Raw genomic sequence first — 15410 nt, forward strand, 5'->3', positions numbered from 1 at the left:
AGATGCAATTTAAACCCGAAAAACCACCCTGAAGTTGTTTTCCCCCTCTTTGCTAAACCTTTAAAGACTTTGTTTCTTTTTATGCGTTTATTGTGGCAAACATCTATCGATGTAGAATCAATAAAAGCAATTCCTGTGATTTCTCCTCTTTTGTCCAAAAGATAAGCAAATAGAGGAACAAAAAGGTTCTTCTTTAAATAAACAAAGCGGCTATAACTAATTAAGTTTGGAAATTCTTTAACTAAGTATTTAGTAACATACCCATAAAAGTGCTTAAATGTTCGATAATTTGATTGATGAAATAAAATGACAATTGTCATCATCTCTGGTATCGATCATTCAGGTTGAGGTCCTCGCTTTGTTTTGCCATGATCAATTAACTGTTTATTCCATTTCTGCTCAAAAGACTTCCAAAAATCATCTACACTACAATATAATTTGATTAAATCCATTTTGACCTCTCATGTCATATTAAACATTAGTTTGGGAAAACAAATGTTTTAAATCATGTTGAGGTCTTTTGTCATTCAAATTTTATGTATCTTGTTTAAGCCTAAACACCTAAACCCAAAGTTCAGGTTAGAAACAAAAGTGCAACAGGAAATAGAAAGTTTAGAATCCCTAAATGATCAAGAAGAAAAAAGAAAAGCAATTAAAAAGGCTGAATATGTTCAGCTTGCTAAACAAAATCTAGCGAAATTGCAAAATATTTGTTCAGAAGCAGGAATTACAGATCTTCACTATGAAAATGTGAAATTCACCGATGTAGAAGCTGATTTAAATTTGAAGCATGTAACATTTAAAGAAAATGGAAAGTTTATGTGGGTCCCTATTGATTTAGAAGTTGTTGAACAAGGCCATAAGACTGGCTTGTATGGGATGGAAAAAGATTTAGAATCACAATTAACTAGCGCAGAAAAATCTCTCATTGATCAGTTTATCCAATCGCAGCAACAAAGAATTTCTAGATTTGTGCCCCTCCCCACTTTTACTTTCCAGTATTTAGCAAAGGACTATAAAACTGCTTTAGAAATTCCATCAAAAGTAATAGAGACCCTACAAAAATTAAATTATGATATTCTAGATCCAAATGAATTAGAAAAGTTTCTTATTGAAAGCATAAAAAACGGAGATATTCCTTTTTTCACCAAAAAAGGAGATGTTATCTATTATGAAACAACAGAAATTGTTATAGCTAAAAGGAGACAATAACCATGAACATCAATGATCATTCTACATTTAATACCTATCTTGATTTTTCGTCAGGAGCCAATGGATTAAAGATTGAAATAGCTAAAAAATACGTGACAATCAAAGCTCATGAGAAAGCTAAAAAGCTTTTTTCAAAATTCTCTTCAGAAATATCTGAAAATGTTTTATTAGCATCTCGCAAATTAGCTAGGGAAGCTTATGCTGAATTTAACCAAAAACTTAAAGAAAAGTATAAAGACCCTATATATGAATTTCCTTTGAATTCTTATTTGAGAACTGAAACTGGATTTTTTGACAATACGTTAAAGTTTGAAATAAGAAAAGAAATGAACCATGAATTAGAAGAATTGTTAAAGCAAAAGCCTCTGACACCACCAGTTCAAATTAAAATTTAATGTCAATTTCTACCCACTGCAGGCATTTTTTGAATTTTTAATAGCCTGCCTGCAGTTTATTTTATATGACAAATCCATACTTCATTGATAATTGTGCTGTCTATTATAACCATTGCAAAGTCAGTTTTTATTGAAGCGAAATTAAAAATAATTGATTTACAAGCTACCTTTATAGTAAAAAGCAGTTTTTGATAGAGTCAATAATTCGTTTCAGGATTGATGCTTTTATTGGTTAGCTTTGTTTTTAAATTACCCTAAAAAATTTTAATTTTATAAAATAAATCTCACTAGCATTCTGTTATTCTTCTTTTTTATCAGCTAATTTAAGTGGTGTAGCAATGTCTAAATTGATCTCTTTGAACGCATTATGTTTGTTACAGGGGGAAAATATTAAAAAAGAGACCCAAGCTTATACTTTTTAAATGATAAAATTCTTTCAAATTTGCTTTCAGAGTTTTAAATTGACAATCAAAAAAAGTGGTAATTTTGGGATGAGAAGCAACGATAAAGATGTAAATCTTTAATTTTTAGTCAATATTGCAACAACTTAGTGAATTAATTTTTTATCAAATAAATTAAAAAACGAAGGCACAAAATGGTCAACTTTTCACTAGCTTTTAATAGTCTCTCCGCTATCAAACAACACTGATTCGGTCCTATACCAATAAAGAGCTTAAATAACTAGGTTAACAAGCTCTTATCTATAAAAATAAAGACGAAAGAGAAATTTATTCAAAAATTCATGGAATAATGGAAACAATAAAGAATTCTATTGGACTACTTTTCAACTAGAATAACAAAACTCCAAAATAGTTAATCGCCATGATTTTTTCATGAATGAAAAGATTAAATGCTTGTGGATTCTCGATCAGTTTCTCTTCAGCTATCCTGCATTCAAAAAGAAGTGTGTCGGGCATATTTGCTTCTCAAGTATTTTCTTGGAGGCTCTCTTTATTTCTGATTACTGCGATACATCACAGATAATAGGAATAAATGAACTTCTTAACTATTCTTGAATCGACGTAAGCTTATCTCCAAAGCGATTCATCCCCATGAAAGGCCATTTTCGCTGAACTAGCCCTGTTGATAAAGCTTTTCTAATTCCAGAAAAATCCCAATAATCAGCGCTAAACTTTTAGATTTCATGGCTGCCTTATTCAATTTGACTAAGCAAACGCCAATTTAACGTAAGCTAACTTTCGGCTATCTTCTGAGTGATCTTTATTGAAAAAAGGACTCTTTTTTGTTAGAAAATTTTGTTTTCTCGAACAAAAATTAAGAGCCCAAAATGAACGAGATAGAGAGGATCAAACTGTTTTGTCTTGTTGATGATTTTTCTAATAGATTTCACCAAATGTGTTCCCAAAAACAAATGGAGTATACGAAAAGAAAAATCCGCAAAAGAACTTTTAGAATACCTTTAAGTGAAGTGCTAACGATTTTGCTTCCCTTTCGTCGTTCCAATGACAAAATATTTAAACATTTCTACTTAAACCCTGTAAAAACAACTTTAAAATATTTATTCCCTCATCTTGTGGGAGTACTCAAGATGTGTTCAACTCACCTCTGAAGCGTTTTTTCCTATGTTTTGTTTGATCCAAGAGCATTAAGGGATCTGTGAAGGGATTTTATTGATAGACGCTACCGTATTAACGGTTTGCCACGCCAAACGTGCCTCTTCCCATCGAGTCTTTAAAGAGACACGCTAAGTGGGGAAAAACAACCATCGGTTGGTTCTTTGGGTTTAAGCTCCATCTTGTGATTAATCATCAGGCAGAAATTGTCGCATTTAAATTGACAACTGGCAATAGGGGTGATCATAAAACCGTTCCTGAAATGATAGGAGGGATAAAAGAAAAAGCATTCGCAGATAGAGAGGATATTTCAGAAAAACTGACTTATACTCTAATGCAAAAGGGAATTCATCTTTTCACAAAAGTAAAGAAGGAGATGAAAAATGAATGAATCATGTTAGTGGATAAACTCATGCTAAAAAAGAGAGCTATGATTGAAAGTGTGAATCATCTGTTGAAAAATAATTGTCAGATAGAACAGCATCGACACCGAAGTCGATGGAACTTTCTTAGCCATCTGATGGCAGGTCTCGCTAATTATTGCTTGAATCCATCCAAGCCTCGACTGTTCTTTTCAAATACAGAAATCGAAGTAGTTTAAGCTCCTAGAATGTTTTTGAGGGTTTCTTACATTAAACTGGCGTCAAAATAGAGCAGCCAATTTGCTTTTTATCAATTGCGGCAAAGAGAAGAGATAAGATGTGAAAAAAATCGCTTTCTTCAAGTTAATTTTTTTGGTCAAGCCGAAGCTCGATTTTTTTTGCTAATGATTAGATACGTTTTTTAAAACTGAAATAGTTAAAAAAGATCTGCTATTTTAATAGGTTTAAATTGGTGAAGATAATCACAAGCAACTAACTGATAACGGATATCGTTATGTATACCAAAAATTTCACGGTCAGCTTTAACATTGTGTAAATGCCCAAATACACAAATATTAATGTGATATTTTTCTAATAAACGACTTACCTCTGTTTCTTCTAAATTCGCCCCAATAGGAGGATAGTGAGTCATGGCAATACGCAACTTTGCTTGAGAATGCATCGTTTTCAAGCTTGTTTCCAATCGCTTTAATTCACGTTCATAGATTTTTTGACTTTCCTCTGAACGATCTTCGTCATTAATTTTTTTGATACACGCAAAATCCTTAAAATCAATCCACTCATTAAAACTGATTCCTGGAATATCCCAAAGGCGAGCCCCTGCAATATTTACCCCATTCCAAAAAAAACTATTATTTTGAATCAAATGACAAGAAGGAGGCAAAATTGACTGAATCTTGGATAATGATCCCCACCAATAGTCATGATTTCCTTTAAGCAATACTTTTGTCCCTGGAAGCTGACCAATCCAATTAAGGTCCAATCGAGCCTCTTCTAAGCGCATAGCCCAAGAAATATCACCTGGAATTAAAACCAAATCATTTTCAGCAACCAATTCAAGCCAAGATTGTTTAATTTTGTCAGTATATTCTTCCCACTGTGGGCCAAAGATCCTCATATGTTTATTAGGGGCACCAAAAGGAAGATGAAGGTCAGCAATTGCCCAAATTGAGAACATATTAACTCTAAAAAATTAATCACTCACTTAAAAAAATACGTTCGGTGAGTGATGAAATAGATAATATTAATTATAAAATAAATCCGTCTGGAAGGACTGATCCGCGTGGAACAACGATGATACCATCTCTGATAAAAACAAGCTCACTTTCGTAGCGAGTCAAGTGTTGCTTATTGATCAACTGGACGCCTTTTCCAATACGAACATTTTTATCTATAATAGCTTTTTTGATAATACAATTTTCTCCAATCTGAGGTTCAGACGGAAGTTTACAATGATCATTTACAGGAGAAACATAATAATCATTTCCCATTAAATAAGAATCACGAATGATTGCCCCAGAACCAATGACTGTTCGCGGACCTAAAAGGCTATGAGTAATTTCGTCTGCTTCGATAATAGAGCCTTCACAGAGAATACTTTTTTGAATTTGGCAAGTAGTAAATTTAGCAGGTGGTAAATCATATCGATATGTGTAAATAGGACGTGCTTCATTGTGAAAGTTAAAAACAGGGTTGGTTTCAGTTAAAGCAAGATTGGCCTGATAAAATGTTTCAATCGTTCCGATATCTTCCCAGTACCCTGTGTAAAGATAGGCTGAGATTTTCCCAGAGGCAACTTTTGTGGGAATCAAATGTTTACCAAAATCTTCTCGAATATCTTCAGAAAGAAGATCAACTAATGCCTTTCGTTTGAATAAATAAATCCCCATTGATCCCAAATAGACTCGCTCACCTGCCGGCGCGACTCCCGCTTTTTCAAGAATATTCGATGGACTTCGCAATTGTTGTAATAAATCGTTATCTTGCGGCTTTTCATAAAAAGATGTAATAGAATTTTGTTCATCAACTTTTAATATTCCCATTCGTTTAGCATCTTGAGTATTGACTGGGATAGTTGCAACAACAACATCGGAATCATTTTTTTTAGCAAAATGAACCATTTCTTGAAAATCTATATTATAAAGTTGATCTCCCGATAAAATTAAAAAATATTCAAAAGGACTTTCTAAAAGATAATCAATATTTTGACGAACTGCATCAGCGGTTCCTTGAAACCAATTCTTCTTGGAAGGTTTTTGTTCTGCTGTTAAAATTTCAATAGAACCGGCGCCTGGTCCTTGCATATATGTTTGAAAAACATGTTGATGCAAAGAAGACGAAAGAAATTGCGTCAGTAGAAATACTTTTTTGCAACCTGCATGTAAAGAATTAGAGATAGGAACATCAATGAGACGATATTTCCCACCAAAATTAATAGCTGGCTTGCAACGTGCTAAAGTTAGGGGGTGTAATCGTGTTCCTTCTCCCCCACTTAAAATTAAACTAGCCACTTGACGCATATCAACTGATTGAGAATCAGAAGTTTCTACAACTTGAGAAGAACGCTGCCTTAACATTGTTAATGTATTCATTTTCTCGCCCATGGGGTAAAGTTCGGTCAAAAAATGAACCGTAGCATAGCTTTTATTAAAAGCAAAGACTATCAAGTTTAAATTTTTTTTTCTCTCTGTAAAAAGTAAAATATTTTCAAAAAACGAGAAATGAAAAATGTAAAAAATGTTTTTGTCTGGTATTTTATTCATCTCATATAAAACTCGTGTTTCTATAGGGAAAAAATTAACTTATCAACTATGATGACAATTTGTTTTATAATTGAGATATAGGCTGTGTTCATGTTCGATTTTTCTAAGCTAAAAGATAAAATAAGTCAGTTTTTTGCTTCTGCAAAAAGACTTTATTGGTTAGCTTTAGCAATCGTTTTAATTCTTATTTTTTCTCTTATGCGAGGGTGTTCTTCCTCAGATTTGGCAAAACCTACTTACTCCATCGGTCAAGATACACAATGGTCAACTATTGATGTGATGAATAAAGAGAGACAATTATCAGCTTTTAATCTCGATTTACTTACATCAATTGCCAAAGAAGAAGGAACTCTCTTCAGTTTGCAATCTACTCCTCGAAACTTTTTGCTGAGGCGACTTGAAAATGGAGATTTAGATGGTATTATTTCAAGCCTTTCTCCTACACCAATTAATCAGTCTTTATACGCATTTTCAGAACCTTATTTTCCTTTAGGTCCTGTGCTTATTATTTCTTCGCGAAGTCCTTTGAAAGGTTGGAATGAAAAAGCGATCAAGCTCATCGGTATACAATCCGGCACATCAGATAAGCTTAATTTGGAAAAAGATCCAACCATTCAACTGCGTTTATATGACAATATCTTAAATGCTTTATCAGACTTGGATGATAGGCGAATTGATGGAGCCATCTTTCCTGCTATCCCTGCTTATGTTTATACTCAAACCTTTTATGAAGGAAAATTGAAAATTGTTACTGCTCCTCTTACAAATGAGAGTCTACGCCTGGTAGCCTTAAAAACAGAAAATGGACAAGAATTGATCAAATTATTTAATAGGGGATTGAAAAAAATTCGAGACAATAATACATATCAACAACTTCTTGATCGTTGGGGTTTTCTAAATGTCGAGAAAATGGATCATCAGCCTTAATCTTTATCTCTCTCTCTTATTAAAGGCTCATTTGTTTTTGCTCTTTCCTTTGAATCGATAAACAATTTTTTAGTCATTTAAAAAAATTCAAATTTAATATTCCCTGTATTCAATTCCAGATTAATGGCAAAATTCATAAAAAATATAAAATATGATTAATATTTAATTTTCTATTTAGAATAAAAAAATATTAATTTTTACAAACAGAATAAATATTTGAAAATTAAATATGACAGAAGATCAATCATAGTGATTGAATATTTATGAAAAAATAAATATGCTTTGCAACTGTAAATCTAAATATATTAAAATTTTATTTTAAAAATTCAATTATTAAGCTTAATTTTAAATAAAGTATAGGTAAAAATGTCTAGTCCTCATATTCAACCTGTGCCCCCATCAAGTTCTAATCCCGCATCAACTTTAGATCCGAAAAGAACTTTGCCAAAAAAACCTACTGCTCCTTCAACAAAAAAAAGTGGTGGTATTTTTAATCCATTCGGCTTCAGTAAACCTTCTAGTAGCTCCAGCTCGACAACAAAAAAAACAGAAGCGATTTTTACAAATGTTAATCCAATAACTCAATCGAGTAAAGCCAGTGCTCAAAAACCTCTGGCAAATAGGCGTTCTTCTATTTCTTCAACCAAAACTGAATCAGGACCTTCTGATTTTATAGACAGAAAAGTAAAGAGAGCTTCTTCAAAACAATTACCACTGACTCAAGAAACGCAAAGTTCTGAAGTTGTTTCTTTAGAATCTGTTCAATCAGAACTCCACAACTTCGCAAAAAACTTTACCTCCACCTTATCGCTAATCAGACAAGAATTACAACAAGAAGTGGATGAGTTACCAGAAGAATTTAAAAATCGCATAAACTTTGCTACTGGCTTTGCGCTTGCGGATTCAGATAATGGCTTAGATGAAAGTAAGCTGGCCCAAAAGGTTTGGAAGCGTCTTGATAGCCAGTGGAAACAGCTTGCCAGTCATGTTAATACTTCTCAAAATTCCGCTAAAAGTCGACGACTAAGTTTCAGCCCTGATGATGAAAGCATTAAAAAATTAACAGAAAGCGTTTCAAAGGGAATTCCTTCAAGATCAGAAGTTGCAAAAAACTTAGAAAGTATAAAAGATGAAACGCAGCATGGAAATTATATTTGCAATGTTTATTACAAGCCTTTGTGTATTGATGATCTTTCTGAAAATAGTGAGATAAACGAAGTAAATCCTGGCTATTTAACTTCTGCAAAATGCCCTACAATTACTTTATTTACCTACATGCAGCATTTACAATTAGTAGTTCAACACTTTTCTAATTTGAGTAACATACCACCAAAACCTTCTTTTAATGATAAAAATCTGAAGGACTTAATCACAAAATTTATAGAAAGTTTAAACAATAAATTCAAAAAAACGCCTCGTGACATTGTCCGTTTTTGTCAACAATTGGGAAGAAGTGTTCATCTTTATGTTGAAAAACTAGAAAATACTCTTTATATCACTTATAAAGAACCTGTTAATAAAGCTGGGGCTGATTATCAGCAAATTGCAAATCGTATTCTTGAAACTATCACTAGTAATGATAAAGGAAGCTGGGATGCAGATATGCGAAGAATTTTATGCAGCTATGGATTGCATATCAAAGGACTTGCTCTACCTCCAGGATTAAATTGGGAAAAAGAATTACAAGAACACTATTTTTATTCAGATAAGCTAAATCTTCCCGATGAATTTAAAACATGGCTTAAACAGCAATTTAATGAGAAAAACTGGGACTTCAGCGATGTCGAGAAAACATTAAGCAATCTTAAGAGCGTTCATCACAAAATTTCTAACAGGTTAAAGAAAAGTTTGAAAACTTTCTTAACGTTATTAATGCAAGGAGTAAAATTAGATCTTCAACAACAAGAATGTATAGAGCTTTTATCTATCATGGGATCTGTAGAAAAAGAAAAAGTTAGCCTTTCCACTATTTTTACAAGATTTAATGAAGTATTTAGCAAAATCTCAGAAAGCCAGAATAGTGAAATTAAAAAACTTCTCCCTTTTTTACAAATTTTGAGACAAGATATGCTCATTTCTATTCATAGAGAAACTGAAAATGCTTGGCGTTTCATTCGAGGTATAGAATCTAAATTCATTACAGACTTACCGGAATCGAATAAAAAGGTAAATATTAAATGGGACGATTTTGGAAGTACAATTTACATTTCTCGTGACGCACAGTTAGAAGGGCACCCAGAATGTATCTTAAAATCTAGCATCACTATTTCATCAACGGAAGAAGGAGCTTGGATTGTTCTACCTAACTTAGAAATTACTTCTCCAAAAATCTCTGATATTAGCTTTAAAGAAAGATACATGGAATTAATCGTGACATTAAAAGCCATGGGTCTTCCGTATCGCGAAATCATTGCATAATCCTCACCTTATCGATGCTGAATTTCCTTCAGCATCGATTGTGTGCTGCATAATCGTAGCGCACACGATCTAAGAGCTCTTGATCAATTGGACAAGGCTCAATTCCCCAAATCAGTGCTGCATAGTTATGAACCGAAAAATCAGTAGAAAATTTTCCCATCCCAGCAATATTGTGTATGGCATATTCAGCCCACTTTTTCGGTTTTTTATATAATTCTTCCACTTTCAACTGTGTATCATAAAAACTTTGAAGGTCTTTTAACATGAAATAGCGATCAGGAGCGCCTCCGTAGTGCATCTCGATTAGTTTATGATAAAGATCACTAAATATTTGATGCTCTTCTTCTGTTTGAGCAAAAGAGCGATCTCTTAGAGCATCCACAGCTTTTTTGATTGTGGGATTATTATCATAAATTTCTTTCGAAGAATAAGAATTTGTCATTTTTAATTGAGCAATTTGCTCTGCTGTACAACCAAAAGAAAAAGGCCACCACTCAGGAGTGACCTCTTCTTCCATTTCGATGTTGGCGCCATCTTGCGTTCCAATTGTCAATGCTCCGTTCATAGCCATTTTCATATTACCCGTTCCAGACGCTTCTGTCCCAGCTGTAGAAATTTGCTCCGAAAGATCTGATGCAGGAATAACGATTTCGGCTTTAGTTACATTGTAATTTTCTAAATAGACAATTTTTAAAAATGGTCCTACAATTGGATCATGGTTAACTTTTCGAGCAATACAATAGATTAACCGAATAATATCTTTTGCAGTTTCATAACCAGCAGCTGCCTTTCCCCCAATCACAACCGTGCGTTTGATTCTTTGATGATTGGGGTTTTGTGTGATCTCTTGATAAAGCATGATTAAGTGTAACGCATTCATAAGTTGTCTTTTATACTCATGAATTCGCTTGATTTGGACATCAAAAATTGAATCGACATCGAGGAGAGGAGGAGGAGAAATAATAATTCCATTTGCATCCCTCAAACGATTTTCCCTATTGATATATTCTATAAACTTAAATTTATTTTTCTTTTTAATCGCTAAAAATTCCAGTTGCGATTCTGGATCTGAGGCAAACTTCGCTAATTCTTTAATTGTCAAAAAATCTGTAATCCATTTGTCACCAATCCTTTGGGTAATAAATCTAGCTAATTCAGGATTACATTCCAATAACCAACGTCTTTGGGTAACCCCATTTGTAATATTAACAAACTTATCAGGAAAAAATTCATAAAAATCTTTAAAAACCGAATTTTTTAAAATCTCCGTATGAAGTTTTGCTACTCCATTGACTTTATGCGAGCCTACAATGGCTAAATTTGCCATCCGTACTTTATCATTTTCGATGATGGATAATCGTCTGATTCGTTCCTCGTCTTGAGGATAGCGACTTCTAATCGCATTACAAAAATCGAGATTGATTCGTTCTATAATTCGACATTGACGTGGAAGTAAGTAATAGAAAAGAGCTTTATCCCATTGCTCTAGCGCCTCGCTCAATATCGTATGGTTCGTATAACCCGTGCAAGCCTCGGTGATTTCGACTGCTGTTTTCCAAGGTAAATCATGATCTTTAGTTAAAATGCGAACTAGCTCTGCAATGACTAGTGAGGGATGGGTATCATTGATCTGAATGCGTACTTTATCGGCAAATTGCCTTAAATTGTTATATTGCCCCAAGTGATGACGAACAATATCCTGTAGCGAAGCTGAAACTAACAAAAATTCTTGTTTTAATCGGATCCTTTTTCCAATATCATTGTTATCACTTGGATATAATACATCAGTTAAAGTCGTATTTTCTGCTGCTTGATCAAGCCTCCCTGCATTATACTTTTGTAACAGAAAATTCCGCGGAGAATCTTTAGTAGACCATAGACGTAAGGTCACAACTGAGAAATCAGAGTTTTTGCTATAACCAACAATTGGTATATCATAAGGAAGAGCCCCTACTTCTTCAGCCTCTGTGAGGCTTAAAATTTCATCCCCATGGATATTGTACGCTGTTTGAGGTTTTCCACAAAACTTGACATGCACTCTTCTTAAATCCCGTCTAAATTCCCAAGGATTTTCATTTAAAAGCCAGCAATCGGGAGCTTCAATTTGTGCGCCATTCCAAAGTTGTTGCTCAAAAATTCCATATTGATAACGCAAACCATAAGCCTGGGCAGGATAGTGATGCGTGGCTAAAGAGTCGAGTAAACAAGAGGCTAAGCGACCAAGACCGCCATTACCTAAACCAGGGTCTTCCTCTTGCTCAACAATGCTTCTTAAATTCCGATTCATTTTCTGTAAGACAAGCTTAACAACATCTTTTGAACATAAATTTGTGATATTATTCACAAAAAGTCTTCCAGGTAAGTATTCCATCGAGAGATAATAAATTTGTCGAGATTGATTTTTGGCAATTGTACGAGCTGTCGCCTGCCAATTAATCATTGTTTCTTCCCTAATCGCATAGCATAAAGCTCGATAAAATTCATTAGCATCGGCCTCTTCTGCTGTTCTTCCAATCGTACTAATTAAATAAGATTTGACTCTGCGAATTAATTCTTCAGCTAGTAAATCTATATTTACTGTACTCATGAAATCCCCCTTTCTAAAATAGAAAAATTCAAAACTAGTTACCAAAAATTTTAACTTAGCATATGATCTATTTATCAGCGAGTATTGAAGGTTTAAAAAAATGCACCGCTCTCAAAAATTTCAATTTATCTTTTATGGAATTTTGGCTTTATTTACAGGGCTGATGATTTATGTCACCTATGTAGCTTTTACACGCCTTTCAGGTTCAGCGGGTTTAGACATGGCCCGCATTCAAAAAGTACGTTATGATTCGCTTCAAGATAAACAAACTTCTATAAATGATCCTGTTTTTCTTCATCACGAACAATAATGACTTTATTTTTTACTCTTTTTCCCCTTTACTTGTTTGGAAATGTGCATTGTTTAGGGATGTGCGGTCCTTTAGTCCTGTTACTTGGAAAACATCATCATCGATATTTTTACTTCATAGGTAGAATTCTTTCTTTTAGTTTAGCAGGCTTAATTGCAGGAGAGGCTGGAGCAGTCACTCAAATTTTTCTCAAAGACTACTATTTGGCAGAAATTATAAGTATTTTTTTTGGAGTCTTGATTATCTATTGGGGACTAAACTTGTTATTTAATTGGAATTTTTTTAAAAGTATCACGCAATGGAATTTATTACAGACAATCAATTTGACTCTTTCTCAACTGATGTTGAAAAATAACTGGAAAGCGACCTTTTTTTTTGGTTTTTTTACAGTGATGTTACCTTGCGGTCAAACCCTCGTTGTTTTTTCAGCTTGTGCTTTAACAGGAGACGCATTCATTGGCCTAGGAAATGGATTTGCCTTTGCTATTTTAACAACACCTTCGCTTGTTTTGGCTATGCATACTTATAAATTTTTTAACCAACTAAAGCAATATTCCAATATTATTTTAGGATTAAGCTCGATTTTCGTCGGAATTTTAGCTTGTTGTAGAGGATTTGCAGAACTGGGGTGGATTTCACATTTTGTCTTAAATCCTGACTCTTCACCCCTTTATCATATAGTGATTTTCTAATGAATAAAGAGCCTATTAGTTTATATATCTTCCGATTTATCTTAGGGTTTGGGTTATTCGCGTTCATGGCTATGTTGTATTGGTCATCTGCTCTGATTGAAAACCAGTTAAAATTTTTAAGACAAGACCTGATTCAAATCAAAAATGATATTTATACCGTTCGTTCTGAAACAGAAAAAATTCGTACAGATATCTTAAAAACACTTATTAATCACCCTTTAAGCCAAAACAGTTCTTCATCTGAAACAGCCAATTCTCCTTCAACAATAAACAAAAAAGCTGCGCAGGGTGAAAATCTTCTTAAAGTAGATCCTTTTTATCAAATCACCCTCCCTCGATTACTAGGACCGCAATTTACCCCGCAGGGAGTTCGCAAAGAGGCAACGTTCAGAAAACCGGATCATCTCCACCCTTTTAGCCCCTGGTTAGAAGTTTCATCATGGAACGATCTATGCTCTATTTCATTAGCTTCCCAAGAAGTGGGTAAATATGAAACAATGGCTCCAGAAATGGCTGAAAGAATAGAATTAAGAACTAATGAAAAAGGTTTTTTCGAGTATTGGGTATTTCTAAGGCAAGATGTATTTTGGGCTCCCCTTCAACAAAATCAATTTGCTGAAGGGATTATTTTAGCCCCTCATTTTTTACGCCGACACCCAGTCACTGCTCATGACTTTAAATTTTACTTTGACGCAATCATGAATCCATACGTGGAAGAAGCCAAAGCCGTTTCCCTTAGAATTTACTTTGGAGATATTGAAGAAATTAAAATTCTCGATGATTACACTTTCATTGTGCGATGGAAAACGGAAAAAACCGTAGGAGAAAATGGAAAAGAAGAACTAAAAATGAAATATCTGTCAAAATCTTGGACAGGATCTTTACGTCCTTTAGCTTCCTTTGTTTATCAGTATTTTGCGGATGGCACAAAAATTGTTGAAGAAGATAGCCACCCTAACACTTACCAAACTAATTCTATCTGGGCACAAAATTTTTCCCATCACTGGGCAAAAAATGTCATTGTCAGTTGTGGTCCGTGGTTATTCGATGGCATGACCGAAAGAGAAATACGATTCAAAAGAAATCCTGATTATTTTAATGCTTATGCTGCTCTAACCGAAGCGCTAGAATTCAAATTTAAAAACTCTCCAGATGGAATTTGGGAAGAATTTAAAACTGATTCTTTAGATTTATTTGAAATTCCTCCTAATCAGCTTGCAGAGTTAGATCGATTTTTACAAAGTGCCCCTTATGCCAAACAAAAAGAAAATGGATCGGGAATTCATCGATTGGATTATATTAGTCGAAAATATTATTACATTGGATGGAACCAAGCTAACCCCTTATTTAAAAGCAAAAAAGTTCGACAAGCTTTGACGATGGCTATTGATAGAGAACGCATTATTCGTCAAAATTTAAATGGAATGGGAATGCAAACAACGGGAACCTTTTTTCCTTTTTCTCCCTCCTATGACGCGACATTAAAACCCTATCCTTTCAATATTCAAAAAGCTTTGGAATTATTAAGAGAAGATGGATGGTACGACAGTTCAGGAACGGGTGTCTTAGAAAAAGTCATTGACGGTCAACGCACCCCTTTTAAATTTACATTGACATATTTTGTCAAAAGCCCAACAAATAAATCAATTTGTGAATACATTTCGACTGCTTTAAAAGAAATTGGGATTGTTTGTAAAATTGAGGGGGTAGATGTAGCAGATTTATCTGCTATAGTGGACGATAAAAGTTTTGATGCTATTTATATGGCTTGGGCTCTTGGATCGCCTCCTGAAGATCCAAGGCAGCTGTGGTATTCAACAGGAGCCAAAGAAAAAGGCTCTTCAAATCTAATTGGTTTTGTCAATCAAGAAGTAGATCATATCATTGATAAATTAACTTTTGAATATGATGTCGAAAAACGTATTGAACTTTACCATCAATTTGATCGCATTATTTATGATGAAGCTCCCTATACATTTATTTATACTCCCAAAGAGACTCTTCTTTACCGCAATTACTTGCAAAATGTTTTCATCCCTGCTGAAAGGCAAGATTTAATCCCGGGAGCTAATGTAGGCGAACCTATTGCAAACTTATTTTGGATTAAAGATACTACTAAAAAACAAGAAAAATACCTTGGGAACTAAAAA

Annotated in this window: 11 protein-coding genes and 2 pseudogenes; 9 read left to right on the plus strand and 4 right to left on the minus strand. The window is 33.9% G+C overall.

Annotation, left to right across the window (positions count from 1 at the left end; translation table 11 throughout):
- Positions 1-452: pseudogene (locus tag TY19_RS07640) on the minus strand (IS982-like element ISPasp2 family transposase); the annotation flags it as partial.
- A 139-nt stretch (positions 453-591) separates the two neighbouring features.
- Between TY19_RS07640 and TY19_RS07645 the strand changes: the two are divergent.
- The 4 genes and pseudogenes from TY19_RS07645 (at position 592) to TY19_RS19595 (ending at position 3782) form a co-directional block, all read left to right on the plus strand.
- Entirely contained in the window at positions 592-1212 is a 621-nt protein-coding gene (locus tag TY19_RS07645; RefSeq protein ID WP_148300656.1) for a hypothetical protein, read from the plus strand.
- Between the two features lie 2 nt (positions 1213-1214).
- Positions 1215-1607 carry a hypothetical protein gene (locus tag TY19_RS07650; protein WP_042281504.1) on the plus strand — a complete coding sequence of 131 codons (393 nt, stop codon included), beginning with the start codon at positions 1215-1217 and terminating at the stop codon, positions 1605-1607.
- Between the two features lie 1631 nt (positions 1608-3238).
- Entirely contained in the window at positions 3239-3316 is a 78-nt protein-coding gene (locus tag TY19_RS26870; protein ID WP_445082251.1) for a hypothetical protein, read from the plus strand.
- Positions 3291-3782, plus strand: a pseudogene (locus TY19_RS19595) (IS982 family transposase). The gene TY19_RS26870 and the pseudogene TY19_RS19595 overlap by 26 nt, the downstream one beginning before the upstream one ends.
- Before the next feature lie 197 nt (positions 3783-3979).
- Here TY19_RS19595 and TY19_RS07660 read toward each other — a convergent pair.
- Both TY19_RS07660 and TY19_RS07665 read right to left on the minus strand, forming a co-directional pair.
- On the minus strand, positions 3980-4741 hold the full coding sequence (locus TY19_RS07660) for a metallophosphoesterase (protein WP_042281507.1): 762 nt from the start codon (positions 4739-4741) through the stop codon (positions 3980-3982).
- Positions 4742-4811: 70 nt separating this feature from the next.
- Positions 4812-6155, minus strand: coding sequence for a sugar phosphate nucleotidyltransferase (locus TY19_RS07665; RefSeq protein WP_042281610.1), 1344 nt, complete (start codon positions 6153-6155; stop codon positions 4812-4814).
- Positions 6156-6416: 261 nt separating this feature from the next.
- Here TY19_RS07665 and TY19_RS07670 point away from each other — a divergent pair, with 261 nt between their 5' ends.
- Positions 6417-7253, plus strand: a complete 837-nt coding sequence (locus TY19_RS07670) for an ABC transporter substrate-binding protein (protein WP_042281509.1) — start codon at positions 6417-6419, stop codon at positions 7251-7253.
- Between the two features lie 366 nt (positions 7254-7619).
- Positions 7620-9671 carry a hypothetical protein gene (locus TY19_RS07675; protein ID WP_042281511.1) on the plus strand — a complete coding sequence of 684 codons (2052 nt, stop codon included), beginning with the start codon at positions 7620-7622 and terminating at the stop codon, positions 9669-9671.
- A gap of 28 nt (positions 9672-9699) precedes the next feature.
- On the opposite strand, the gene TY19_RS07680 is transcribed toward TY19_RS07675, so the two are convergent.
- Positions 9700-12258 carry a glycogen/starch/alpha-glucan phosphorylase gene (locus TY19_RS07680; protein WP_042281514.1) on the minus strand — a complete coding sequence of 853 codons (2559 nt, stop codon included), beginning with the start codon at positions 12256-12258 and terminating at the stop codon, positions 9700-9702.
- Positions 12259-12358: 100 nt separating this feature from the next.
- On the opposite strand from TY19_RS07680, the gene TY19_RS07685 reads away from it, so the two are divergent.
- The 3 genes from TY19_RS07685 to TY19_RS07695 are packed head-to-tail and all read left to right on the plus strand — an operon-like array spanning position 12359 to position 15407.
- Positions 12359-12568, plus strand: coding sequence for a hypothetical protein (locus TY19_RS07685; RefSeq protein WP_042281517.1), 210 nt, complete (start codon positions 12359-12361; stop codon positions 12566-12568).
- The gene (locus TY19_RS07690) at positions 12568-13260 is read left to right on the plus strand and encodes a sulfite exporter TauE/SafE family protein (protein ID WP_039355897.1); all 693 of its coding nucleotides are present in this window, start codon (positions 12568-12570) and stop codon (positions 13258-13260) included. The genes TY19_RS07685 and TY19_RS07690 overlap by 1 nt, the downstream gene beginning before the upstream one ends.
- Positions 13260-15407: a peptide-binding protein gene (locus tag TY19_RS07695; protein ID WP_042281521.1), complete on the plus strand. Its 2148-nt coding sequence runs from the start codon at positions 13260-13262 to the stop codon at positions 15405-15407. Before TY19_RS07690 ends, TY19_RS07695 begins: the two co-directional genes overlap by 1 nt.
- The last annotated feature ends 3 nt before the right edge of the window (positions 15408-15410 follow it).

Origin of the sequence: Candidatus Protochlamydia sp. R18, assembly GCF_000648255.1 — a bacterium.
Classification (GTDB): domain Bacteria; phylum Chlamydiota; class Chlamydiia; order Chlamydiales; family Parachlamydiaceae; genus Protochlamydia; species Protochlamydia amoebophila.

Coding starts and splice junctions, on each gene's coding strand:
- TY19_RS07690 (WP_039355897.1), top strand. CDS start 12,568: ATGACTTTATTTTTTACTCTTTTTCCCCTTTACTTGTTTGGAAATGTG.
- TY19_RS07685 (WP_042281517.1), top strand. CDS start 12,359: ATGCACCGCTCTCAAAAATTTCAATTTATCTTTTATGGAATTTTGGCT.
- TY19_RS07665 (WP_042281610.1), bottom strand. CDS start 6,155: ATGAATACATTAACAATGTTAAGGCAGCGTTCTTCTCAAGTTGTAGAA.
- TY19_RS07670 (WP_042281509.1), top strand. CDS start 6,417: ATGTTCGATTTTTCTAAGCTAAAAGATAAAATAAGTCAGTTTTTTGCT.
- TY19_RS07660 (WP_042281507.1), bottom strand. CDS start 4,741: ATGTTCTCAATTTGGGCAATTGCTGACCTTCATCTTCCTTTTGGTGCC.
- TY19_RS07695 (WP_042281521.1), top strand. CDS start 13,260: ATGAATAAAGAGCCTATTAGTTTATATATCTTCCGATTTATCTTAGGG.
- TY19_RS07650 (WP_042281504.1), top strand. CDS start 1,215: ATGAACATCAATGATCATTCTACATTTAATACCTATCTTGATTTTTCG.
- TY19_RS07680 (WP_042281514.1), bottom strand. CDS start 12,258: ATGAGTACAGTAAATATAGATTTACTAGCTGAAGAATTAATTCGCAGA.
- TY19_RS07675 (WP_042281511.1), top strand. CDS start 7,620: ATGTCTAGTCCTCATATTCAACCTGTGCCCCCATCAAGTTCTAATCCC.